22 protein-coding genes are annotated in these 22,274 nt (G+C 55.0%); 21 read left to right on the top strand and 1 reads right to left on the bottom strand.

The genetic code is table 11. The features are described 5' to 3' along the window. Nucleotides 1-104: 104 nt before the first annotated feature. From F0320_RS05665 to rihA, 9 genes are all read left to right on the top strand, one after another. Entirely contained in the window at nucleotides 105-1,151 is a 1,047-nt protein-coding gene (locus F0320_RS05665; protein ID WP_008501053.1) for a PhoH family protein, read from the top strand. Further along, entirely contained in the window at nucleotides 1,148-1,615 is a 468-nt protein-coding gene (gene ybeY, locus F0320_RS05660) for an rRNA maturation RNase YbeY (protein WP_008501052.1), read from the top strand. Before F0320_RS05665 ends, ybeY begins: the two co-directional genes overlap by 4 nt. Before the next feature lie 89 nt (nucleotides 1,616-1,704). Next, on the top strand, nucleotides 1,705-2,583 hold the full coding sequence (gene corC, locus F0320_RS05655) for a CNNM family magnesium/cobalt transport protein CorC (protein WP_021242574.1): 879 nt from the start codon (nucleotides 1,705-1,707) through the stop codon (nucleotides 2,581-2,583). A gap of 5 nt (nucleotides 2,584-2,588) precedes the next feature. After that, a complete protein-coding gene (gene lnt / locus F0320_RS05650; protein ID WP_126328999.1) occupies nucleotides 2,589-4,127 on the top strand; it encodes an apolipoprotein N-acyltransferase in 1,539 nt (512 codons plus the stop codon). 352 nt (nucleotides 4,128-4,479) lie between these two features. Next, on the top strand, nucleotides 4,480-5,385 hold the full coding sequence (locus F0320_RS05645; protein WP_008501049.1) for an amino acid ABC transporter substrate-binding protein: 906 nt from the start codon (nucleotides 4,480-4,482) through the stop codon (nucleotides 5,383-5,385). A gap of 155 nt (nucleotides 5,386-5,540) precedes the next feature. Next, entirely contained in the window at nucleotides 5,541-6,281 is a 741-nt protein-coding gene (locus tag F0320_RS05640) for an amino acid ABC transporter permease (protein ID WP_023310756.1), read from the top strand. After that, nucleotides 6,281-6,955, top strand: coding sequence for a glutamate/aspartate ABC transporter permease GltK (gene gltK, locus F0320_RS05635; protein WP_032638859.1), 675 nt, complete (start codon nucleotides 6,281-6,283; stop codon nucleotides 6,953-6,955). Before F0320_RS05640 ends, gltK begins: the two co-directional genes overlap by 1 nt. Next, nucleotides 6,955-7,680 (top strand): amino acid ABC transporter ATP-binding protein, encoded by a 726-nt coding sequence (locus tag F0320_RS05630; protein WP_014883001.1) that lies wholly within the window; start codon nucleotides 6,955-6,957, stop codon nucleotides 7,678-7,680. The genes gltK and F0320_RS05630 overlap by 1 nt, the downstream gene beginning before the upstream one ends. 120 nt (nucleotides 7,681-7,800) lie before the next feature. Further along, a complete protein-coding gene (gene rihA, locus F0320_RS05625; protein ID WP_047650579.1) occupies nucleotides 7,801-8,742 on the top strand; it encodes a pyrimidine-specific ribonucleoside hydrolase RihA in 942 nt (313 codons plus the stop codon). A 54-nt stretch (nucleotides 8,743-8,796) separates the two neighbouring features. Here the strand turns inward: rihA and F0320_RS05620 are convergent, their stop codons facing one another. Next, the gene (locus F0320_RS05620) at nucleotides 8,797-9,279 is read right to left on the bottom strand and encodes a zinc ribbon-containing protein (RefSeq protein ID WP_032661386.1); all 483 of its coding nucleotides are present in this window, start codon (nucleotides 9,277-9,279) and stop codon (nucleotides 8,797-8,799) included. Between the two features lie 214 nt (nucleotides 9,280-9,493). Here F0320_RS05620 and leuS point away from each other — a divergent pair, with 214 nt between their 5' ends. The 12 genes from leuS to lipB all read left to right on the top strand — a co-directional run bounded on the left by leuS (nucleotide 9,494) and on the right by lipB (nucleotide 22,039). After that, a complete protein-coding gene (gene leuS / locus F0320_RS05615) occupies nucleotides 9,494-12,076 on the top strand; it encodes a leucine--tRNA ligase (protein ID WP_148103332.1) in 2,583 nt (860 codons plus the stop codon). Between the two features lie 14 nt (nucleotides 12,077-12,090). Next, nucleotides 12,091-12,660, top strand: a complete 570-nt coding sequence (gene lptE, locus F0320_RS05610; protein ID WP_126329003.1) for an LPS assembly lipoprotein LptE — start codon at nucleotides 12,091-12,093, stop codon at nucleotides 12,658-12,660. Continuing rightward, nucleotides 12,660-13,691, top strand: coding sequence for a DNA polymerase III subunit delta (gene holA / locus F0320_RS05605; RefSeq protein WP_126329159.1), 1,032 nt, complete (start codon nucleotides 12,660-12,662; stop codon nucleotides 13,689-13,691). Before lptE ends, holA begins: the two co-directional genes overlap by 1 nt. Continuing rightward, complete coding sequence (gene nadD / locus F0320_RS05600; protein ID WP_148103333.1) at nucleotides 13,684-14,349, top strand: nicotinate-nucleotide adenylyltransferase; 666 nt, start codon at nucleotides 13,684-13,686, stop codon at nucleotides 14,347-14,349. The genes holA and nadD overlap by 8 nt, the downstream gene beginning before the upstream one ends. Nucleotides 14,350-14,618: 269 nt before the next feature. Next, nucleotides 14,619-14,936, top strand: a complete 318-nt coding sequence (gene rsfS / locus F0320_RS05595; protein WP_023334893.1) for a ribosome silencing factor — start codon at nucleotides 14,619-14,621, stop codon at nucleotides 14,934-14,936. 3 nt (nucleotides 14,937-14,939) lie between these two features. After that, nucleotides 14,940-15,407 (top strand): 23S rRNA (pseudouridine(1915)-N(3))-methyltransferase RlmH, encoded by a 468-nt coding sequence (rlmH, locus tag F0320_RS05590; RefSeq protein ID WP_126329005.1) that lies wholly within the window; start codon nucleotides 14,940-14,942, stop codon nucleotides 15,405-15,407. A 28-nt stretch (nucleotides 15,408-15,435) separates the two neighbouring features. Continuing rightward, on the top strand, nucleotides 15,436-17,337 hold the full coding sequence (gene mrdA / locus F0320_RS05585; protein WP_023310747.1) for a peptidoglycan DD-transpeptidase MrdA: 1,902 nt from the start codon (nucleotides 15,436-15,438) through the stop codon (nucleotides 17,335-17,337). A 2-nt stretch (nucleotides 17,338-17,339) separates the two neighbouring features. Then, on the top strand, nucleotides 17,340-18,452 hold the full coding sequence (gene mrdB, locus F0320_RS05580; protein ID WP_023310746.1) for a peptidoglycan glycosyltransferase MrdB: 1,113 nt from the start codon (nucleotides 17,340-17,342) through the stop codon (nucleotides 18,450-18,452). A 16-nt stretch (nucleotides 18,453-18,468) separates the two neighbouring features. Then, complete coding sequence (gene rlpA, locus F0320_RS05575) at nucleotides 18,469-19,581, top strand: endolytic peptidoglycan transglycosylase RlpA (RefSeq protein WP_126329006.1); 1,113 nt, start codon at nucleotides 18,469-18,471, stop codon at nucleotides 19,579-19,581. 139 nt (nucleotides 19,582-19,720) lie between these two features. Beyond that, a complete protein-coding gene (gene dacA / locus F0320_RS05570; protein ID WP_032638844.1) occupies nucleotides 19,721-20,932 on the top strand; it encodes a D-alanyl-D-alanine carboxypeptidase DacA in 1,212 nt (403 codons plus the stop codon). Between the two features lie 106 nt (nucleotides 20,933-21,038). Beyond that, nucleotides 21,039-21,302, top strand: coding sequence for a DUF493 family protein YbeD (gene ybeD, locus F0320_RS05565; RefSeq protein WP_006177135.1), 264 nt, complete (start codon nucleotides 21,039-21,041; stop codon nucleotides 21,300-21,302). A gap of 95 nt (nucleotides 21,303-21,397) precedes the next feature. Then, a complete protein-coding gene (gene lipB, locus F0320_RS05560; protein WP_126329007.1) occupies nucleotides 21,398-22,039 on the top strand; it encodes a lipoyl(octanoyl) transferase LipB in 642 nt (213 codons plus the stop codon). The last annotated feature ends 235 nt before the right edge of the window (nucleotides 22,040-22,274 follow it).

Raw genomic sequence — 22,274 nt, 5'->3', positions numbered from 1 at the left:
CCGCAACGCTTGCGCCTTTATTCTGTGGCGTGAATAATTTCGGTAATGACCGTTTTATTACGCTCTATCGCAATGGGTCAGTTAACCAATTAAAGAGGAACAGTTTGAATATAGATACGCGTGAAATTAGCCTTGAGCCAGCAGACAACGCTCGCCTGCTGAGCCTGTGCGGGCCGTTTGATGACAACATCAAACAACTGGAGCGACGTCTGGGTATCGAAATCAATCGTCGCGATAATCATTTCAAACTTACCGGACGCCCTATCTGCGTCAACGCCGCTGCGGACATTCTGCGTAGCCTGTATGTCGATACCTCCCCGATGCGCGGCGAAATTCAGGATATCGAACCGGAACAAATTCACCTCGCCATTAAAGAGGCGCGCGTGCTTGAGCAGAGCGCGGAAAGCGTGCCGGACTACGGTAAGGCAATCAATATCAAGACCAAACGTGGCGTCATTAAGCCGCGTACGCCAAACCAGGCGCAGTACATCGCCAACATCCTCGACCACGACATCACCTTCGGGGTGGGTCCGGCGGGTACGGGTAAAACCTATCTGGCCGTTGCCGCTGCGGTCGATGCGCTGGAACGCCAGGAGATCCGCCGTATTCTGCTGACCCGTCCTGCCGTTGAGGCCGGTGAAAAACTGGGCTTCCTGCCGGGCGATCTGAGCCAGAAGGTCGACCCTTATCTGCGCCCTTTATACGATGCGCTGTTCGAAATGCTCGGCTTTGAGAAAGTTGAGAAGCTCATTGAGCGTAACGTTATCGAAGTTGCCCCGCTCGCCTACATGCGCGGTCGTACGCTGAACGACGCGTTCATCATTCTTGATGAGAGCCAGAACACCACCATCGAACAGATGAAGATGTTCCTGACGCGTATCGGCTTTAACTCGAAAGCGGTCATTACCGGTGACGTCACCCAGATCGACCTGCCGCGCAGCACCAAATCCGGCCTGCGCCACGCCATTGAGGTGCTGGCCGAGGTCGACGAAATCAGCTTTAACTTTTTCCACAGTGAAGACGTGGTACGCCACCCGGTGGTCGCGCGTATCGTTAACGCCTATGAAGCCTGGGAAGAGGCGGATCAGAAGCGTAAGGCCGAACTGGCCGCAGAACGTAAGCGCGAAGCGCAGGAGCAAGAACAGAAATGAGTCAGGTGATCCTCGATTTACAACTGGCCTGTGAAGACAATTCCGGCATGCCAGATGAGGCACAGTTTCAGAAATGGCTGGATGCCGTTATTCCTCAGTTTCAGGAAGAATCAGAAGTTACGATTCGCCTGGTGGATGAAGCAGAAAGCCATGAGCTTAACCTGACCTATCGCGGGAAAGATAAGCCGACCAACGTGCTCTCTTTCCCGTTTGAAGCGCCTCCGGGCATTGAGATGCCGCTGCTGGGCGATCTGATCATCTGCCGTCAGGTGGTCGAGCAGGAAGCCAAAGAGCAGCAAAAGCCGCTTGAGGCCCACTGGGCGCATATGGTGGTACACGGCAGCCTGCATCTGCTCGGCTACGATCACATTGAAGATGACGAAGCGGAAGAGATGGAGTCCCTCGAGACAGAGATAATGCTTGCTCTGGGCTATGAGGATCCGTACATTGCCGAGAAAGAATAGTCCGTCATCTGACTGACTCACATGCCGCCACGAAAGGATATCGCGTGGCGGTAAACGTTGAACTAACAAGAGAACCCTTAACAAACGCCATGAGCGACGACAATTCACACAGTAGCGACACGACAACCAGTAAAAAGGGATTTTTCTCCCTCATTCTGAACCAGCTTTTCCACGGCGAACCCAAAAACCGTGATGAACTGCTGGAGCTGATTCGTGATTCCGGGCAGAACGACCTTATCGACGAAGATACGCGCGAAATGCTCGAAGGGGTCATGGACATCGCCGACCAGCGCGTTCGCGATATCATGATCCCCCGCTCGCAGATGATCACCCTGAAACGTAACCAGACCCTGGACGAGTGCCTCGATGTGATCATCGAATCCGCCCACTCGCGTTTCCCGGTCATCAGCGAAGATAAAGATCACATCGAAGGGATTTTGATGGCCAAAGATCTGCTGCCGTTTATGCGCAGCGATGCCGAAGCCTTCAGCATGGAAAAAGTGTTACGCCAGGCCGTGGTTGTGCCGGAAAGTAAACGTGTGGATCGGATGCTGAAAGAGTTTCGCTCTCAGCGTTACCACATGGCGATTGTTATTGATGAATTTGGTGGCGTTTCCGGTCTGGTCACGATCGAGGATATTCTTGAGCTGATCGTGGGCGAAATCGAAGATGAGTACGACGAAGAAGAAGATATCGACTTCCGTCAGCTTAGCCGCCACACCTGGACCGTTCGGGCGCTGGCCTCGATTGAGGACTTCAACGACGCCTTCGGTACCCACTTCAGCGATGAAGAGGTCGATACCATTGGCGGGCTGGTGATGCAGGCCTTTGGGCACCTCCCGGCCCGCGGTGAGACCGTTGACATCGACGGTTACCAGTTCAAAGTAGCCATGGCCGACAGCCGACGTATTATACAGGTTCACGTCAGAACGCCGGACGACTCACCGGTGCCAAAACTGGAAGATTAATGTAAATGGCATTTGCCCCACTGCTTGAACGCCAGCGCGTCCGTTTGCTGCTGGCGCTGTTACTTGGAGCCAGCGGTACGCTGGCTTTTTCTCCTTACGACATCTGGCCCGCTGCCATTCTCTCCCTGATGGGACTTCAGGGCCTGACCCTGAATCGTCGTCCGGTACAGGCTGCGGCTATCGGCTACTTCTGGGGGCTGGGGCTGTTTGGCTCAGGCATCAACTGGGTCTATGTCAGCATCGCCCAGTTTGGAGGTATGCCAGGCCCGGTTAACGTCTTCCTGGTGGTATTGCTCGCCGCGTATCTCTCGCTCTATACCGGTCTGTTCGCCGGCATCCTTTCTCGCCTGTGGCCAAAAACCACCTGGCTGCGTGTCGCCATTGCCGCGCCGGTAGCCTGGCAGATAACCGAGTTCCTGCGCGGCTGGGTGCTGACGGGCTTCCCGTGGCTGCAGTTCGGCTACAGCCAGATTGACGGCCCCCTGAAGGGTCTGGCGCCGGTCATGGGCGTTGAGGCTATTAACTTCCTTCTGATGGTGGTGAGCGGCCTGCTGGTACTGGCGCTGGTCACGCGCTGCTGGAAGCCGCTTGCCGTGGCGCTGGTGCTGTTCGCCCTGCCCTTCCCGCTGCGCTATATCCAGTGGTTCACACCCGAGCCCGATCGCGCCATGCAGGTTTCCATGGTGCAGGGGAATATTCCGCAGTCCATGAAGTGGGACGAGAAGGAGCTGCTGAATACGCTGAAGATCTACGCCAACGCCACCGAAGAGGTGATGGGAAAATCACAGCTGATTATCTGGCCGGAGTCTGCCATTCCCGATCTGGAGCTCAATCAGCAGCCGTTCCTCAACATGATGAACGACCTGCTGCTGGCGCGCGGCAGCACGCTGATCACCGGGATTGTCGATGCGCGTCTGAATCAGCACAACCGCTACGACACCTACAACAGCATCATTACGCTCGGGAAAGACAGCGAGTACAGCTACCACTCCACTGACCGGTACAACAAGAACCATCTGGTACCGTTTGGTGAATTTGTCCCGCTGGAGTCGATTCTGCGCCCGCTGGCCCCGTTCTTTGACCTGCCGATGTCCTCTTTCAGCCGCGGCCCGTACGTACAGCCTCAGCTGCACGCGCACGGCGTTGCCCTGACGGCAGCCATCTGCTACGAAATCATTCTCGGCGAACAGGTACGCGATAACTTCCGTCCGGATACCGACTATCTGCTGACCATTTCCAACGATGCCTGGTTTGGTAAGTCAATCGGGCCGTGGCAGCACTTCCAGATGGCACGTATGCGCTCCCTGGAGCTGGCGCGTCCGCTGCTGCGCAGCACCAACAACGGCATCACCGCCGTGATTGGTCCGCAGGGCGAGATTCAGGCGATGATCCCGCAGTTTACCCGTGAGGTACTGACCACTAAAGTCACACCAACCACGGGGCTGACGCCATACGCGCGCACCGGCAACTGGCCGCTGTGGATACTGACCGTGCTGTTCGGCTTTGGCGCGGTGCTGATGAGCCTGCGTCAGCGTCGGAAGTAACCTTTCCTTCTATTGTCGGGTGGCGTAGCCGCCACCCGACAATTTTCTCCAGACTCCCATTCTGGCACGCCTATTGCTTTGTTTATTCAGGTAAACGCAGTTTGGCTTAACGTGCAACTGTGTCGCACCAGCGTAGATCATCGGTAGCACCGAAACGGTGCAACGGGAGATATTTGCCTCTGATTGGTGCGGCGCGCTTCGCAAAAATAAACAATAACGCAGCAAAATCTTTACATTAAGCCAGACTAAATGTTAACAAGCTTGCATAACACTGCACTCGCACTGCGCGAGATATAACAACATCACAATGGGTATCAATGCGTCGCTGGCGCTGATAAAAAAGGAGTTGGGTATGCAATTACGTAAACTGGCCACAGCAATGCTGGTAATGGGAATGTCTGCAGGCGTGGTTCACGCTGAAGATGCTCCGGCAGCAGGCAGCACTCTCGACAAGATTGCCAAAAACGGCGTGATCGTGGTCGGCCACCGTGAATCTTCAGTCCCGTTCTCTTACTACGACAACACGCAAAAAGTCGTGGGCTATTCACAGGATTACTCCAACGCCATCGTTGAAGCTGTGAAGAAAAAGCTGAACAAACCTGACCTGCAGGTGAAGCTGATCCCAATCACTTCACAGAACCGTATTCCACTGCTGCAAAACGGCACCTTTGACTTCGAGTGTGGCTCCACCACCAACAACCTCGAGCGTCAGAAACAGGCTGCCTTCTCGGACACCATCTTTGTCGTAGGCACCCGTCTGCTGACGAAGAAAGGCGGTGAGATCAAAGACTTCGCTGACCTGAAAGGCAAAGCAGTCGTTGTCACCTCCGGTACCACGTCTGAAGTGCTGCTGCACAAGCTGAACGACGAGAAGAAAATGGATATGCGCATCATCAGCGCGAAAGACCATGGCGACTCCTTCCGTACCCTGGAAAGCGGTCGTGCCGTCGCGTTTATGATGGATGATGCCCTGCTGGCGGGCGAGCGTGCGAAAGCGAAAAAACCAGACAACTGGGATATCGTCGGTACCGCGCAGTCCAAAGAAGCCTACGGCTGTATGCTGCGTAAAGACGATCCGCAGTTCAAAAAGCTGATCGATGACACCATCGCTCAGGTGCAGACCTCCGGCGAAGCGGAGAAATGGTTCGACAAGTGGTTCAAGAACCCGATTCCGCCAAAAAACCTGAACATGAATTTTGAACTGTCTGACGACATGAAAGCGCTGTTCAAATCTCCAAATGACAAGGCTCTTAACTAATTAGAACTACAGGGGCGGGTTCTCCTGCCCTCTCGATTGTCGGGAAGCATGGACAGACTATACGTTGAGTGGTCGTTCCCCACTCAGCGCGAAAAATGAGCTTCTCACCAATCTTCGAGGGTAGCGCTGCTACCCTTTTTTTTCTGGAGTTTATTATGTCAATAGACTGGAACTGGGGCATATTCCTGCAACAAGCCCCTTTCGGCAACACCACCTATCTTGGCTGGCTGTGGAGCGGCTTTCAGGTTACCGTGGCATTATCGATAACGGCGTGGATTATCGCGTTTCTTGTCGGTTCTCTGTTCGGTATTCTGCGCACCGTCCCTAACCGTTTTCTTTCAACGCTTGGCACCCTGTATGTGGAACTGTTCCGTAACGTTCCGCTGATCGTGCAATTCTTTACCTGGTATCTGGTTATCCCGGAACTGCTGCCAGAAAATATTGGCATGTGGTTCAAGTCGGAGCTGGATCCGAACGTGCAGTTCTTTGTCTCCTCCATGATGTGTCTGGGGCTGTTTACCGCTGCGCGCGTTTGCGAGCAGGTGCGTGCCGCCATTCAGTCATTGCCGCGCGGACAAAAAAACGCGGGTCTGGCGATGGGCCTGACGCTGCCCCAAACTTACCGCTACGTGCTGCTGCCTAACGCCTACCGCGTTATCGTTCCACCGATGACCTCCGAGATGATGAACCTGGTGAAAAACTCGGCCATCGCCTCGACTATCGGCCTGGTCGACATGGCCGCGCAGGCGGGCAAGCTGCTGGATTACTCCGCTCACGCGTGGGAATCCTTCACCGCGATCACGCTCGCGTATGTTCTGATTAACGCTTTCATCATGCTGGTGATGAACCTGGTTGAACGCAAAATCCGCCTGCCGGGTAATCTGGGGGGCAAATAATGTACGAATTTGACTGGAGTTCTATCGTTCCATCCATGCCTTACCTGCTTGATGGCCTGGTGATTACCTTAAAAATCACCGTCATTGCCATCATCGTCGGTATCGTCTGGGGCACCCTGCTGGCCGTCATGCGCCTGTCGAGCTTTAAGCCGCTCGCCTGGTTTGCGACCGCCTACGTTAACGTGTTCCGCTCCATCCCGCTGGTGATGGTGCTGCTGTGGTTTTACCTGATTGTGCCCGGCTTCCTGCAGAACGTGCTGGGGCTGTCGCCGAAAACCGATATCCGTCTGATCTCCGCCATGGTGGCGTTCTCAATGTTCGAGGCCGCTTACTACTCGGAGATTATCCGAGCGGGCATTCAGAGTATCTCCCGCGGGCAATCCAGCGCCGCGCTGGCACTGGGGATGACGCACTGGCAGTCCATGCAGCTCATTATTCTGCCGCAGGCGTTTCGCGCCATGGTTCCGCTCCTGCTGACCCAGGGCATCGTGCTGTTCCAGGATACCTCTCTGGTCTACGTTCTGAGTCTGGCAGACTTCTTCCGTACCGCGTCAACCATCGGTGAACGTGATGGTACGCAGGTCGAGATGGTGCTCTTTGCGGGTGCGGTCTATTTTGTGATTAGTTTAAGCGCGTCGCTGTTGGTCAGCTGGCTGAAGAAAAGGACGGTATAATGATTTCCCTGAAAAATGTTTCTAAATGGTATGGGCACTTTCAGGTGCTGACCGACTGCTCCACCGAAGTGAAAAAAGGCGACGTGGTGGTAGTGTGCGGGCCGTCAGGTTCCGGTAAATCGACGCTGATCAAAACCGTCAACGGACTGGAGCCGGTGCAGCAGGGTGAGATCGTCGTCAACGGCACAAAGGTCAACGACAAGAAAACCAACCTCGCTCAGCTTCGCTCTCACGTTGGCATGGTGTTCCAGCATTTTGAGCTGTTCCCTCACCTCTCCATTATTGAGAACCTGACGCTGGCGCAGGTAAAAGTGCTTAAGCGTGATAAAAAAGCGTCGCGCGAGAAAGGCCTGAAACTCCTGGAACGCGTTGGGCTTTCGGCGCATGCCGATAAGTTCCCGGCACAGCTTTCTGGCGGCCAACAGCAGCGCGTGGCGATCGCCCGCGCGCTGTGCATGGATCCGGTGGCGATGCTGTTTGATGAGCCAACGTCGGCGCTCGATCCAGAGATGATCAATGAAGTGCTGGACGTAATGGTCGAACTGGCGCACGAAGGGATGACCATGATGGTGGTGACCCATGAAATGGGCTTTGCCCGTAAAGTGGCCAACCGCGTAATCTTTATGGACGAAGGGAAAATTGTCGAAGACTCACCGAAAGAAGAGTTCTTCGCTAACCCGAAATCCGAGCGTGCGAAAGATTTCCTTGCGAAAATCCTGCACTAACCTTCCCGGTGCGCAATCTGCGGATTGCGCACTGCTTCACGCTTTCACTCAGTTCCTCTCGTCGGCGTCACATTGCAGCGTTAACCTTGTCACAAAATAACGCTACTTGTGGAGAACGCTATGGCACAGCCTATTATTCTCGATTGCGATCCGGGTCATGACGACGCGATCGCGCTCGTCCTCGCTCTTGCCTCCCCTGAACTCGAGGTAAAAGCCGTCACCTCATCCGCCGGAAATCAGACGCCTGACAAAACCCTGCGCAACGTGCTGCGTATGCTCACGCTGCTCAAACGCACCGACATTCCTGTCGCCGGCGGGGCCGTGAAGCCGCTGATGCGCGAGCTAATTATTGCCGACAACGTTCATGGTGAAAGCGGGCTGGATGGTCCGGCACTGCCGGAGCCGGGTTTCACGCCGCAAAACTGTACCGCCGTGGAGCTGATGGCGAAGGTTCTACGTGAGAGTGCAGAACCGGTAACGCTGGTGGCAACCGGACCGCAAACCAACGTTGCGCTGCTGCTGAACAGTCATCCTGAGCTGCATAATAAAATTGCCCGTATTGTGATTATGGGCGGGGCCATGGGGCTGGGGAACTGGACGCCTGCGGCGGAGTTCAACATCTTTGTCGACCCGGAAGCGGCGGAAATTGTCTTCCAGTCCGGCTTACCGATTGTAATGGCGGGACTGGACGTTACCCACCGCGCGCAGATTATGGCGGACGATATTGAGCGCTTCCGCTCGGTGGGCAACCCGGTTGCGACAACCGTGGCCGAACTGCTCGACTTCTTTATGGAGTATCACAAAGCCGAGAAGTGGGGCTTCCACGGCGCGCCGCTGCACGACCCGTGCACCATTGCCTGGCTACTGAAGCCGGAGATGTTCACCACGGTGGACAGATGGGTTGGTGTTGAGACGCAGGGAAAATACACCCAGGGAATGACTGTTGTGGATTACTACTCGCTGACGGGGAATAAGCCGAATACCACGGTGATGGTGGACATCGACCGGGAGGCGTTTGTGGATTTACTGGCGGAGAGACTTGCTTACTATAGTGCGGCCTGATGCCCTCACCCCGGCCCTCTCCCAAGGGGAGAGGGAGCAAACCTGCGCTTTTATTTAGGGCTCAAACGGACGACGCTGGAACTGATCGTGGCCGCATTTCGGACACAGCGGCAGGACATCCGGCGTATATACCGCAATATGGTGGTGGCAATTCTCGCACACCAGATTTCCCAAGCCGACCACCTCACCACTGTGATACACACCGTGATGGTTCAAATCCTGAAAGACCTCGCGCCACTCCAGCTGCGTTTTGTCCGTGATGTCGGCCAGCTCTTGCCACAGGCTCTCTTTAATCACCCGCATAAAAACGCTGTCCGTGACCTCCTCCTGACTCTCCTGGTAGCTGCGCGCGAACTCTTCCAGATCGCGACGCACGGCGCGCGTCACCTCTTCCACTTCGGTTCGCGTTAACTCACCCGTTTGCGTCACGCGGGCACGCGCTTGCTCCACCAGCGCGTCGATATCTCGCTCGCCGTTACGCAGCCGTTCCGTCAGTGTCGCCACCAGTTCGCGGTAAAATTGAGCAACCTTGTTCATCATTTTGCCTCCCGGGTAAGTAACTATTTCTAATAATAGACCTTATTTCAGCGCCGCTTTGTCAGGTGAAGCACAGACCCGGTAAATTCCTGCAAAGCGCATTTGTGCGAAAGGCTGTTTTGACGCGGGCGTTTGGGCTATGCTATGCGGATCTGAATTACCACATCCATTGGCTACATTTGTAGCTGTATTGAAAACAGGACCACTGGCTGCCATGCAAGAGCAATACCGCCCGGAAGAGATAGAATCAAAAGTCCAGCAACACTGGGACGAGAAGCGCACCTTTGAAGTAACCGAAGACGAGAGCAAAGAGAAGTATTACTGCCTGTCGATGCTTCCCTATCCTTCTGGTCGACTACACATGGGCCATGTGCGTAACTACACCATCGGCGATGTGATTGCACGCTACCAGCGCATGCTGGGTAAAAACGTTCTGCAGCCTATCGGCTGGGATGCGTTTGGTCTGCCTGCGGAAGGCGCGGCGGTCAAAAACAATACCGCGCCGGCACCGTGGACGTACGACAACATCGCGTACATGAAAAACCAGCTCAAGATGCTGGGCTTTGGCTATGACTGGAGCCGCGAGCTGGCAACCTGTACCCCGGAATACTATCGCTGGGAGCAGAAGTTCTTCACCGAGCTGTATAAAAAAGGCTTGGTGTATAAGAAGACCTCTGCCGTTAACTGGTGTCCGAATGACCAGACCGTTCTCGCGAACGAACAGGTTATCGACGGCTGCTGCTGGCGCTGTGACACCAAAGTTGAGCGTAAAGAGATCCCACAGTGGTTTATCAAAATCACCGCTTACGCTGATGAGCTGCTGAACGATCTGGATAACCTGGATCACTGGCCAGATACCGTTAAGACCATGCAGCGCAACTGGATCGGCCGTTCTGAAGGCGTGGAGATTACCTTCAACGTTGAGAACTACGACCAGACCCTGACCGTCTACACCACCCGTCCGGACACCTTCATGGGCGCGACCTACCTGGCCGTGGCCGCAGGTCACCCGCTGGCGCAGAAAGCGGCAGAGAACAACCCGGAGCTGGCGACCTTCATCGACGAGTGCCGCAACACCAAAGTGGCCGAAGCCGACATGGCGACGATGGAGAAAAAAGGGGTTGATACCGGCTTTAAAGCCATTCACCCACTGACTGGCGAAGCAATCCCTGTCTGGGCCGCCAACTTCGTTCTGATGGAGTACGGCACAGGCGCCGTGATGGCTGTTCCGGGTCACGACCAGCGCGACTACGAATTTGCAACGAAATATGGCCTGACCATCAAGCCTGTTATTCTGGCGGCTGACGGTTCAGAACCCGATCTGTCCGAACAAGCGCTGACTGAAAAAGGCACCCTGTTTAACTCCGGTGAATTCAGCGGTCTGAGCTTCGAAGAGGGCTTCAACGCCATCGCCGATAAGCTGGCCTCTCTGGGCGTGGGCGAGCGTAAAGTTAACTTCCGTCTGCGCGACTGGGGCGTGTCCCGTCAGCGTTACTGGGGTGCGCCAATTCCAATGGTGACGCTGGAAGATGGCACCGTGATGCCAACGCCGGAAGATCAGCTCCCGGTGATCCTGCCGGAAGACGTGGTCATGGACGGTATCACCAGCCCGATCAAAGCCGATCCTGAGTGGGCAAAAACCACCGTCAACGGTCAGCCTGCGCTGCGTGAAACCGACACTTTTGACACCTTTATGGAGTCATCCTGGTACTATGCCCGCTACACCTGCCCGCAGTATCAGGACGGCATGCTGGATTCCAAAGCAGCGAACTACTGGCTGCCGGTAGACATCTACATCGGCGGCATCGAACACGCCATCATGCACCTGCTCTACTTCCGCTTCTTCCACAAATTGATGCGCGATGCAGGCATGGTGAACTCTGACGAACCAGCAAAACAGCTGCTGTGTCAGGGCATGGTACTGGCGGATGCGTTCTATTACGTCGGTGCCAACGGCGAGCGTAACTGGGTTTCTCCGGTTGACGCGATCGTCGAGCGCGACGAGAAGGGCCGTATCGTTAAGGCGAAAGACGCCGAAGGTCATGAACTGGTCTATACCGGCATGAGCAAGATGTCCAAGTCGAAAAACAACGGTATCGACCCGCAGGTGATGGTTGAGCGTTACGGTGCGGACACCGTGCGTCTGTTCATGATGTTTGCCTCTCCGGCCGACATGACCCTGGAATGGCAGGAGTCTGGCGTGGAAGGAGCAAACCGCTTCCTGAAACGCGTCTGGAAACTGGTTTACGAACACACTGCACTGGGCGATGCCCCGGCGCTGAACGCCGCCGCACTGACTGAAGATCAGCAGGCGCTGCGTCGCGATGTTCATAAAACGATTGCAAAAGTGACCGATGATATTGGTCGTCGTCAGACCTTCAATACCGCAATTGCGGCTATTATGGAACTGATGAACAAGCTGGCGAAAGCCCCGCAGGACGGTGAGCAGGATCGTGCCCTCATGCGTGAAGCGCTGCTGGCCGTTGTTCGCATGCTGAACCCGTTCACTCCGCACGTCAGCTTTACCCTGTGGCAGGAGCTGAAAGGCGAAGGCGATATCGACAACGCGCCGTGGCCGCAGGCTGACGAAGCCGCGATGGTGGAAAACACGACGCTGGTTGTGGTCCAGGTAAACGGCAAAGTCCGCGGTAAAATTACCGTGGCGGTCGATGCAACCGAAGAACAGGTTCGCGAGCGCGCGGGCCAGGAACCTCTGGTCGCAAAATATCTTGAGGGCGTTGCCGTACGTAAAGTGATCTACGTACCGGGTAAACTGCTCAATCTGGTCGTTGGCTAAGCGCGGGAGGAAACGTGCGACAACTGGCAACAATACTCTTATCACTGGCGGTGCTTGTCACCGCTGGCTGTGGCTGGCACCTGCGCAATACCACGGCGGTGCCTGCTGAGATGAAAACGATGATTTTCGACTCATCAGATCCGAATGGTCCACTCAGCCGGGCAGTTCGTAATCAGCTGCGTCTGAATGGCGTTGAGCTTGTTGAGAAACAAACGCTGCGCCAGGATGTACCGTCTCTGCGTATCATCGGAGGAGGTCTGTCGAGAGATACGGCCTCTATCTTCCAGGACGGTCGTACAGCTGAATATCAGATGGTGCTGACGGTCAACGCAGCGGTCCTGATCCCGGGTAAAGACATCTACCCGATCAGCGCGAAAGTGTACCGTTCGTTCTTCGATAACCCGCAGACGGCGCTGGCAAAAGATGCCGAACAGCAGATTATCATCAACGAAATGTACGACAAGGCGGCGGAACAGCTGATCCGTAAACTGCCAGGTATTGCAGCGTCTACCCGACAAGGCTCTGACATTGTTGAAAAACCGGTTGCTGGCACGCTTCCTGCTGCTAACTCTCTGGGTAAATGATGATCAGGCTGTATCCTGAACAACTCCGCGCGCAGCTCAAAGAAGGGCTGCGCGCGGCGTATCTGCTTCTTGGAAACGATCCGTTATTACTTCAGGAAAGCCTGGATGCCGTGCGGCATGAGGCCACCTCTCAGGGCTTCGATGAACACCACACCGTCCAGTTGGATAACAACACCGACTGGAATGCCCTCTTCTCACTCTGTCAGGCGATGAGCCTTTTTGCGTCACGCCAGACTATTCAGATCCTGCTGCCGGAGAACGGTCCTAACGCGGCCATCAATGAACAGCTGGCCACGCTGGTCAGCCTGCTTCACAGCGATCTGCTGCTGATAGTGCGCGGCAACAAGCTCACCAAAGCGCAGGAAAATGCGGCGTGGTTCACCCAACTCGCAGCCCACGCGGTGCAGGTCACCTGTCAGACGCCTGAACAGGCGCATCTGCCAAAATGGGTGGCAGCGAGAGCGAAGCAGAACAACCTTCAGCTGGATGATGCGGCGAACCAACTGCTCTGCTACTGCTATGAAGGTAACCTGCTGGCCCTGGCGCAGGCGCTGGACAGACTCTCCCTGCTCTGGCCGGATGGCAAGCTGACCTTACCGCGCGTCGAGCAGGCCGTTAACGACGCGGCGCACTTCACGCCGTTCCACTGGGTGGACGCGCTGCTGTCGGCGAAGAGCAAACGCGCCCTGCATATTCTGCAACAGCTGCGTCTCGAAGGGAGCGAACCGGTTATTCTGCTGCGTACGCTACAGCGCGAATTGCTGCTGCTGATTACGCTCAAGCGTCAGTCTGCCCATACGCCGCTGCGTTCGCTCTTTGATAAACACCGCGTGTGGCAAAATCGCCGGGCTTTGATCACCGAGGCCGTCAACCGCCTGAGTCTTGAACAGCTTCGTCAGGCTGTGCAGCTTCTGATGCGCGCTGAGCTCACGTTAAAACAAGATTATGGCCAGTCGGTCTGGGCGGAGCTGGAAAGCCTTTCTCTGCTGCTCTGCCACAAGGCGCTGGCAGACATTTTTATTGATGGATAGCATGCATTCTTTACAGGCCTTATATGGCGGCACCTTCGACCCGGTCCATTACGGGCACCTGAAGCCGGTTGAAATTCTGGCGAATCTGATCGGGCTTCAGCGCGTCACCATCATGCCCAACAATGTCCCGCCCCATCGTCCCCAGCCCGAGGCGACCAGCGAGCAGCGAAAAGAGATGCTTGCCCTTGCCATCGCAGATAAACCGCTGTTCCGACTTGACGAGCGTGAGCTGCGTCGCGACACGCCCTCCTGGACCTCGCAGACGCTTCAGGAGTGGCGCGCCGAACAAGGACCAGACCAGCCGCTGGCTTTTATCATCGGCCAGGATTCCCTGCTGAACTTCCCCACGTGGCATCAGTATGAAACCATTCTGCAGAACAGCCACCTGCTCGTCTGCCGCCGTCCTGGCTATCCGCTGACCATGCGCGAAGAGCAGTACCAGCAGTGGCTGGAAGATCACCTCACCGATAATGTCGAAGATCTTCACAACCAGCCTGCCGGAAAGATCTATCTGGCGGAAACGCCGTGGTTCGATATCTCTGCGACCCTCATTCGCGAGCGTTTACAGCAGGGTTTAGCGTGTGACGATCTGCTGCCGACCCCGGTGCTGGCCTATATCCATGCGCACGGTTTGTATCAGAAAAGCGCAGATGAATAGCCGGAGAGCATAAAAAGCGGCTTATTGTTTATCCTGCCTTGACAGGGTAAGCCATACTGTTATTCTCCGCTGCCAGACTTTCCCGCCGATCATTGCTTTACAGAAATTGTTTTACAAAAATGGCAATGCAATCTCAGGCGGAGGGTGGGATGATACCCGCCTTCAAAAGCCCGGCCGGAGACATTTGTCCCGACGCAGGCGTGAGTTCAGGTATACTGTCTGGCTACGAATTCAAAGTTTTACAATCTCATTCACCCCAGGGGGAAAACTTGCAGGGTAAAGCACTCCAGGATTTTGTTATTGACAAAATTGATGACCTGAAAGGTCAGGACATCATCGCTATCGACGTTAAGGGTAAATCCAGTATTACCGACTGCATGATCATCTGCACCGGTACATCGACGCGTCATGTTGTTTCAATTGCCGATCACGTGGTTCAGGAATCGCGTGCAGCAGGGCTGTTACCGCTGGGCGTTGAAGGTGAAGCGACGGCTGACTGGGTGGTAGTCGACCTCGGCGATGTGATTGTCCACGTCATGCAGGACGAGAGCCGTCGCCTGTATGAGCTGGAAAAACTCTGGGGTTAATGCGTGAAGTTACAGCTGGTCGCCGTCGGCACCAAAATGCCGGACTGGGTACAAACCGGTTTTACTGAATATCTGCGTCGTTTTCCAAAAGACATGCCGTTCGAGCTGGTGGAAATTCCCGCCGGTAAGCGCGGCAAGAACGCTGATATCAAACGTATTCTCGATAAAGAGGGCGAACTGATGCTGGCTGCCGCAGGCAAAAACCGCATCGTCACCCTCGATATTCCAGGTAAACCCTGGGATACGCCGCATCTGGCGCAAGAACTGGAGCGCTGGAAGCAGGATGGTCGTGACGTCAGTCTGTTGATTGGCGGACCAGAAGGGTTATCCCCTGCCTGCAAAGCGGCGGCTGAACAAAGTTGGTCTCTCTCCGCGCTGACGCTTCCCCACCCGCTCGTTCGGGTACTGGTGGCAGAAAGCCTGTATCGCGCGTGGAGCATTACTACCAACCACCCCTATCACCGCGAGTAATGACTGACCAGGGTAGATTAAGCAGCGGATGAAACTACAGAATTCTTTTCGCGACTATACGGCTGAGTCCGCGCTGTTTGTGCGCCGGGCGCTGGTCGCCTTTACCGGGATTTTGCTGCTTACCGGCGTGCTGATCGCCAACCTCTATAATCTGCAAATTGTCCGCTTTACCGACTACCAGACGCGTTCAAACGAAAACCGCATTAAGCTGGTGCCTATCGCACCCAGCCGCGGCATTATTTACGATCGTAACGGCACTCCGCTGGCGTTGAACCGCACCATCTATCAAATCGAGATGATGCCGGAAAAAGTCGATAATGTTCAGGATACGCTGGAAGCGCTGAAAAGCGTTGTCGACCTTAACGATGACGATATTGCGGCCTTCAAAAAAGAGCGCGCCCGCTCTCACCGCTTCACCTCGATTCCGGTTAAAACCAATCTGACGGAAGTCCAGGTGGCCCGCTTTGCGGTGAATCAGTACCGTTTCCCCGGCGTGGAAGTGAAGGGATATAAGCGTCGCTACTATCCCTACGGCTCCGCGCTGACGCATGTGATTGGCTACGTTTCCAAGATTAACGACAAAGACGTCGACCGCCTTGATAAAGACGGCAAGCTGGCCAACTACGCTGCTACGCACGATATCGGTAAGCTGGGGATCGAACGTTACTACGAAGACGTTCTGCACGGGCAAACCGGCTATGAAGAGGTTGAAGTTAACAACCGCGGCCGCGTGATCCGCCAGCTGAAAGAAGTGCCGCCTCAGGCGGGGCATGACGTCTACCTGACGCTCGATCTTAAACTTCAGCAGTACATCGAAACCCTGCTGGCGGGCAGCCGTGCAGCCGTTGTGGTCACCGATCCTCGTACCGGCGGCATCCTGGCGATGGTCTCCATGCCTAGCTATGACCCGAACCTCTTCGTGGACGGTATTTCCAGTAAAGACTATTCCGGTCTGCTGAATGACCCGAACACGCCGCTGGTGAACCGCGCGACGCAAGGGGTTTATCCGCCGGCATCCACGGTTAAACCGTACGTGGCGGTCTCTGCGCTGAGTGCCGGCGTCATCAACCGTAATACCAGCCTGTTTGATCCGGGCTGGTGGCAGCTGCCGGGTTCAGATAAGCGCTATCGTGACTGGAAAAAATGGGGCCACGGTCATCTGAATGTCACCAAATCGCTGGAGGAATCCGCGGATACCTTCTTCTATCAGGTGGCGTATGACATGGGTATCGACCGCCTGTCTGAGTGGATGAGCAAATTCGGCTACGGGCATTACACCGGCGTTGACCTTTCAGAAGAACGTTCTGGCAACATGCCAACGCGTGAATGGAAGCTGAAGCGCTTTAAAAAACCGTGGTATCAGGGTGACACCATTCCGGTGGGTATCGGCCAGGGTTACTGGACAGCGACGCCGATTCAGATGAACAAAGCCATGATGATCCTCATCAATGACGGCGTGGTAAAAGTGCCTCATCTGCTGCAGAGCACGGTTGAAGACGGCAAAAAAGTGCCGTGGAATCAGCCGCACGAGGCCCCGGTGGGAGACATTCATTCCGGCTTCTGGGAAATTGCGAAAGACGGTATGTACGGCGTGGCAAATCGCCCGAACGGTACCGCGCATAAGTACTTCGCCGGTACGCCGTATAAAGTAGCCGCAAAATCGGGTACTGCGCAGGTGTTTGGTCTGAAAGCCAACGAAACCTATAACGCGCACCGCATTGCTGAACGTCTGCGTGACCATAAGCTGATGACGGCGTTTGCCCCTTATGATAACCCGCAGGTCGCGGTGGCGATGATTCTGGAGAACGGCGGTGCCGGACCAGCAGTAGGAACCATCATGCGCCAGATCCTTGACCACATTATGCTGGGTGATAACAACACCGAACTGCCGGCTGAAAACCCGGCCGCCGCTGCGGCGGAGGACCAATAATCATGACGGATAATCCAAATAAAAAATCGCTGTGGGACAAAATCCACATCGACCCAGCCATGCTGCTGATCCTGCTGGCTCTGCTGGTTTACAGCGCCCTGGTTATCTGGAGCGCCAGCGGCCAGGACATCGGCATGATGGAGCGCAAAATCGGCCAGATCGCCATGGGTCTGATCATTATGGTAGTGATGGCGCAAATCCCGCCGCGCGTATACGAAGGCTGGGCCCCCTATCTCTACATCTTCTGTATTATTTTGCTGGTTGCGGTAGATGCGTTTGGCGCCATTTCAAAAGGCGCGCAGCGCTGGCTGGATCTGGGCGTTGTCCGCTTCCAGCCCTCGGAAATTGCCAAAATCGCCGTTCCATTGATGGTGGCACGCTTTATCAACCGCGACGTCTGTCCACCGTCTCTGAAAAATACCGCCATCGCACTGGTGCTTATTTTCCTGCCGACGCTGCTGGTTGCGGCGCAGCCTGACCTTGGCACCTCAATTCTTATCGCCCTTTCCGGCCTGTTTGTCCTTTTCCTGTCGGGACTGAGCTGGCGCCTGATTGGTATCGCGGTGGTGCTGATTGCGGCGTTCATTCCTATCCTCTGGTTCTTCCTGATGCATGATTACCAGCGCCAGCGCGTCATGATGCTGCTCGATCCGGAAACCGATCCGCTGGGCGCGGGCTATCATATTATTCAGTCCAAGATTGCAATTGGCTCCGGCGGCCTGCGCGGTAAAGGCTGGCTGCACGGCACGCAGTCGCAGCTGGAGTTTTTACCGGAACGCCACACCGACTTTATCTTTGCCGTACTGGCGGAAGAGCTGGGGCTGGTTGGCATCTTAATATTGCTGGCGCTGTACGTCCTGCTGATCATGCGGGGATTGTGGATTGCAGCGCGCGCGCAAACCACCTTTGGTCGCGTCATGGCCGGCGGGTTGATGCTGATTTTATTCGTTTATGTCTTCGTAAATATTGGTATGGTGAGTGGTATTCTGCCGGTGGTAGGCGTACCGCTGCCGCTGGTGAGTTACGGAGGCTCGGCACTGATCGTGTTGATGGCCGGGTTTGGTATCGTGATGTCGATCCATACCCACAGAAAAATGTTGTCAAAAAGCGTATAAAAATAAGGGGATCGGAATGCGTAAGCAGTGGCTGGGGATCTGCATCGCGGCAAGTTTACTTGCGGCCTGCACAAGTGATGATGGTCAGCAACAGGCAACCGTCGCGCCGCCGCAGCCTGCGGTGTGTAATGGCCCGATCGTTGAAATCAGCGGTGCCGATCCCGTTTATGAACCGCTGAATGCCAGTGCCAATCAGGATTACGAGCGCGACGGCAAAAGCTATAAAATTGTTCAGGATCCTTCCCGTTTCAGTCAGGCGGGCTTTGCCGCCATTTATGATGCCGAGCCAGGCAGTAACCTGACGGCTTCCGGGGAAGCGTTCGACCCAATGCAACTGACGGCAGCACATCCGACGCTGCCGATCCCGAGCTACGCCCGTATCACCAACCTGGCGAATGGCCGCATGATCGTCGTGCGTATCAACGACCGCGGCCCGTACGGGAATGACCGTGTGATTTCCCTGTCGCGCGCGTCTGCCGATCGCCTGAACACCTCAAACAACACCAAGGTCCGTATTGACCCGATTATCGTCGCGCAGGATGGTTCGCTCTCTGGGCCAGGAACCGCCTGTACGACGGTGGCAAAACAGACCTATGCCCTTCCTGACCGCCCAAATCTTGACGGCGGGATGGGAAGCGTCTCTTCTCCTGCAGAGCCTGCTCAGCCGGGGGGAGAAATACGCCCGATCAGCAATGACACCCTGCAAAGCGAGGATTCTACCGGCGCGCCGGTAAAGAGTAGCGGTTTTCTTGGCGCACCGACGACCTTAGCCTCAGGCGTGCTGGAAGGCAGTGAGCCGACTCCAGCCCCTGCTCCCGTTGCGGCACCAGCGACCCAGCCGGCTCCCGTAACGGCGCCAGCGGCCATGCAAAGTGCGGCGGTGGCGGCTCCAACAGCGGCCAGCGGCAGCTATATGGTTCAGGTAGGCGCAGTGAGCGATCAGGCCCGGGCCAAACAGTATCAACAGCGTCTGAGCCAGCAGTTTGGCGTACCGGGACGCGTTGAACAGAACGGCGCGGTCTGGCGCATTCAGATGGGACCGTTTGCCAGCAAATCGCAGGCCGCGTCCCTGCAGCAGCGTCTGCAGAATGAAGCTCAACTTCAGTCATTTATCGCTGTTGCGAAATAATTAACCGGCGGTATCCGAATTGTCAGTTTGTGTAAAACACATTCACAAACTCATGCTTAAAGTCGGATGCCTGCCTGAATAGCATTTGCTATAGTAAGGCACTTTTTTTAATTCCATCACGGATGTCGTAGTTCTGACCATGAAGACCACTTTTTCTGCTCGTTTTGTGCAGCGCATGGCGCTGACCACGGCCCTTTGCGCGGCTGCGCTCTCTGCAGCTCACGCCGATGACCTGAATATCAAGACCATGATCCCTGGCGTTCCGCAAATCGACGCGGAATCCTACATCCTGATCGATTACAACTCTGGCAAAGTGCTGGCAGAACAGAATGCCGATGCCCGCCGTGACCCGGCCAGCCTGACCAAAATGATGACCAGCTACGTTATCGGCCAGGCGATGAAGGCTGGTAAATTCAAAGAATCGGATCTGGTCACCATCGGTAACGATGCGTGGGCAACCGGGAACCCTGTATTCAAAGGTTCCTCTCTGATGTTCCTGAAGCCGGGTATGCAGGTTCCTGTTTCCCAGCTGATTCGCGGTATCAACCTGCAGTCTGGTAACGATGCCTGCGTGGCAATGGCCGATTTCGCAGCCGGTAGCCAGGACGCATTCGTGGGCCTGATGAACAGCTACGTGAATGCGCTGGGTCTGAAAAACAGCCATTTCCAGACCGTACACGGCCTGGACGCAGACGGTCAGTACAGCTCCGCACGTGATATGGCCCTGATTGGTCAGGCGCTGATCCGCGATGTCCCTAATGAATACTCTATTTATAAAGAGAAAGAGTTCACCTTCAACGGTATTCGTCAGACCAACCGTAACGGCCTGCTGTGGGATAACAGCCTGAACGTTGACGGCATCAAAACTGGCCACACCGACAAAGCAGGCTACAACCTGGTGGCTTCTGCCACTGAAGGTCAGATGCGTCTGATCTCTGCCGTGATGGGCGGCCGTACCTTTAAAGGTCGTGAAACCGAAAGCAAGAAACTGCTGACCTGGGGCTTCCGCTTCTTCGAAACCGTGAACCCACTGAAAGCAGGCAAAGAGTTTGCGTCTGAACCCGTCTGGTTCGGCGACAACGACCGTGCTTCACTCGGCGTTGATAAAGACCTCTACCTGACCATTCCACGCGGTCGTATGAAGGATCTGAAAGCCAGCTACGTTCTGAACAGCACCGAACTGCACGCCCCGCTGCAGAAAAACCAGGTTGTGGGCACGATTAACTTCCAGCTGGATGGAAAAACGATCGATCAGCGTCCGCTGGTTGTCCTGCAGGAAATTCCTGAAGGCAATTTCTTCGGCAAAATCATTGATTACATTAAATTGATGTTCCATCACTGGTTTGGTTAAAAATTGAACACTTGAAAGTGTGATTTTGATCCCCATATACTAAGTATCCTGATAACTCCCACCTGACGTGGGAGTTATTATTTTTTGACGTTACGCCGGAGCTGACATGAAAACCAAACTTAACGAACTGCTTGAATTCCCTACCTCATTTACCTACAAAGTAATGGGTCTGGCGAAACCTGAGCTGGTTGATCAGGTGGTTGAAGTGGTACAGCGCCATGCGCCGGGTGACTACTCTCCGTCAGTAAAACCAAGCAGCAAGGGCAACTACCACTCGGTTTCTATTACCATCACTGCGACACACATTGAGCAGGTGGAAACGCTGTACGAAGAGCTCGGCAATATCGAAATTGTTCGTATGGTGCTGTAGTCCCTTTGCGGTTACCCGGTTTGCCGGGTAACCCCTCTCCCCCGCTGTGATATACTCCCCCACACCTTTTGTCCCTCGTCTTCGGAGACGCAGTTTTGTATCAGGATAAAATTCTGGTCCGTCACCTCGGGCTGCAACCTTATGAGCCTGTCTCCCAGGCCATGCATGACTTCACCGATTCACGCGATGACAGCACCCCAGATGAAATCTGGCTGGTCGAACACCTGCCGGTATTTACGCAGGGCCAGGCGGGTAAAGCAGAGCATTTGCTAATGACGGGAGATATCCCGGTTATTCAGAGCGATCGCGGCGGTCAGGTCACGTATCATGGGCCCGGGCAGCAGGTGATGTACGTCCTGCTCAATCTGAAGCGTAGAAAGCTGGGCGTGCGTGAACTGGTGACCTTACTTGAAAACACTGTCGTCAACACCCTGGCAGAATATGGTATTGACGCGCATCCGCGCGCCGATGCGCCGGGCGTCTACGTTGGGGAAATGAAGATTTGTTCTCTGGGGCTGCGTATTCGTAAAGGCTGCTCATTCCATGGCCTGGCCTTGAATATTAATATGGATCTCGCGCCTTTCCAGCGCATAAACCCCTGCGGCTACGCCGGCATGGAAATGACGCAAATGTGTCAGTGGGTTGAAACCGCTACGCCAGAACATATTCGTCCCGTGCTTTTAAAGCATATGTTAGCACTACTTAACAATCCCCCGCACGAATATATCCCTGCTTAATATATCATACTACAGGGCTCGCTAATTTGACGGGCCGCTGTTTATTTACCGCTTTTGCGCTTTACAATAATCCGCGGATTCTATATTTTCGAAGCGCCCGAATATTATCGCTACATATTATTTAGCCTCCAGCAAGCATGGCAAACACGGCATAAGTAATGTGAGCAATTATCACACAACTGTTTGTTTTTGATAAACAAGTGAAACAAAACCAACACTTTACGAATCTCTACAA

This window comes from Enterobacter dykesii, from assembly GCF_008364625.2.
Lineage (GTDB): Bacteria > Pseudomonadota > Gammaproteobacteria > Enterobacterales > Enterobacteriaceae > Enterobacter > Enterobacter dykesii.
Note: the sequence above shows the minus strand (reverse complement) of the source record. Positions and strands in the feature narration are given on the sequence as shown.